Origin of the sequence: Streptomyces rubellomurinus (assembly GCF_000961885.1) — a bacterium.
Lineage (GTDB): Bacteria > Actinomycetota > Actinomycetes > Streptomycetales > Streptomycetaceae > Kitasatospora > Kitasatospora rubellomurina.
The window spans coordinates 1-1,829 of sequence record NZ_JZKH01000227.1 but is presented as its reverse complement, the minus strand read 5'-3'; the positions used below and the strand labels follow the sequence as shown (position 1 = coordinate 1,829).

Annotated in this window: 2 protein-coding genes; one reads left to right on the top strand and one right to left on the bottom strand. The window is 66.2% G+C overall.

Annotated elements, in window-relative coordinates:
* The first annotated feature begins 162 nt into the window (after positions 1-162).
* Positions 163-810, top strand: coding sequence for a class I SAM-dependent methyltransferase (locus VM95_RS37435; protein WP_045705840.1), 648 nt, complete (start codon positions 163-165; stop codon positions 808-810).
* 3 nt (positions 811-813) lie between these two features.
* Here the strand turns inward: VM95_RS37435 and VM95_RS41090 are convergent.
* Positions 814-1,688, bottom strand: a protein-coding gene (locus tag VM95_RS41090; protein WP_425265399.1) for an IS5 family transposase whose coding sequence is annotated in 2 segments (ribosomal slippage) — positions 814-1,296 and positions 1,299-1,688 — 873 coding nt in all. Because the reading frame shifts where the segments join, the coding sequence is not laid out codon by codon here.
* Positions 1,689-1,829 lie beyond the last annotated feature (141 nt).

Sequence of the window (1,829 nt, the reverse complement as noted above, 5' to 3'; positions counted from 1 at the left end):
CTGGACCGGCGAATGCCCCACCTGCCACCGAGAGTTACCCACCACACGCCGACCGGAGCCCACGAGACCACTTCAGACCTAACGAAGTACTACTAGGGCGTGTTTCAGAAGTGGATCAAGAGGTGATGTGTCGAGCGAGTGAGGGTCGTATGCTGCACTCGCATGAAGGATCTTGGTAGTCAGATCGCGTACTGGGACAGCGTCGGCGCAACGAAGACGTTCACCCATCCGGTGAATCTAGCCTGGCTGGCGGGGGTGAGTCCGAACGCTCGGGTCCTGGACTACGGCTGTGGATATGGCCGTGTCATGGCCGAGCTGAGTGAGCACGGCTTTTCCGATGTGTCCGGTGTGGACCTGTCCCCCGCGCTGATCGAGCGGGGTCGTCAGTTGAGGCCTGACCTGCGCTTCGCGGCCCTGGAGTCCCCGCCGGACCTGACCTACGCATCGGCAAGCTTCGATGTCGTCCTGCTGTTCGCGGTGCTGACGTGTGTTCCCGACGACGCTGCTCAGCGGGCACTGGTCTCCGAGCTGAGCCGTGTCCTGGCGCCCGGCGGGCTGCTCTACGTCAGCGACATGGTCCTGCAGGACGACGAACGAAACCACAGCCGCTACGCCACCTATGCCCAGCAATTCGGCGCACCGTACGGAGTCTTCGCCACTGACGACGGTGCGGTGTGCCGGCATCACGACATAGCAGAGCTGCGCGCTCTGCTGTCGGACTTCGATCTGGTGGAGGAGCGCCGGATCGAGGTCGCCACGATGAACGGTCACAGGTCGCGGGCGGTGCAGTTGCTGGGCCGCAAGCAGTAACGATCACAGCCACTCGTTGATGGCCGCGATTAGCACGGTCGCTTCGTAGCGGACGGCGAGCTTGTCGTACCTCGTGGCGACCGCGCGATGGCGCTTGAGGCGGTTGATGCCGCACTCCACCGCGTGGCGCTCCTTGTAGTCGTCCTTGTCGAACTTCGGCGGCCGTCCGCCGTGGGATCCGCGCTTCTTGCGGTTCGCGACCTGGTCGCGCTTCTCGGGGATCGTGCAGCCGACGCGGTGCCTGCGCAGGTAGACGCGGTTCGCGCGGGACCCGTAGGCCCTGTCGGCGCGGACCTTGTCCGGCCGGGTGCGCGGGCGTCCCGGGCCGAGACGCGGCACGCGGATGCGGCCCAGGACGACCTGGAACTGCGGGGAATCGCCGCGCTGTCCGGCGGTGATCACGAGCGACATCAGCTTCTGCGCCTGCTCGACCGCCAGGTGGATCTTGGTGGTCAGTCCGCCTCGGGAGCGTCCGAGTCCGTGGTCGTCGGGCTCAGTGAAGACGCCGCCGGGCGGTTCGCGTTGCAGGTCCCCTTTTTGCGCGCGCCGGCGGCATGCTGGTGGGCGCGGGCAATCGTGGAGTCGACGGAGATGTCCCAGGTGATCAGGCCCTTCGCATCGGCCCGGGCCTGGAGCCGCTCAAGGATCCGGTGCCACGTGCCGTCGCGCTGCCAGCGGCGGAACAGCCCGTACACCGTCTCCCACGGCCCGTACCGCTCAGGCAGGTCCCGCCACGGTATGCCCGTGCGGGTGCGAAACCGTATGCCGTTGATGAGCTGCCGCTTGGTGTGCACCGGCGGTCGGCCGGGCTTGACACCCAGCGGCAGTAGCGGTTCCAGCACCGCCCACTGGGCATCCGTCAGATCTCCCCGAGCCATGGATCAAGATCATCGCACGACCTTGATCCACTTCTGAAACAGGCCCTAGTAGTACTTCGTTAGGTCTGAAGTGGTCTCGTGGGCTCCGGTCGGCGTGTGGTGGGTAACTCTCGGTGGCAGGTGGGGCATTCGCCGGTCCAG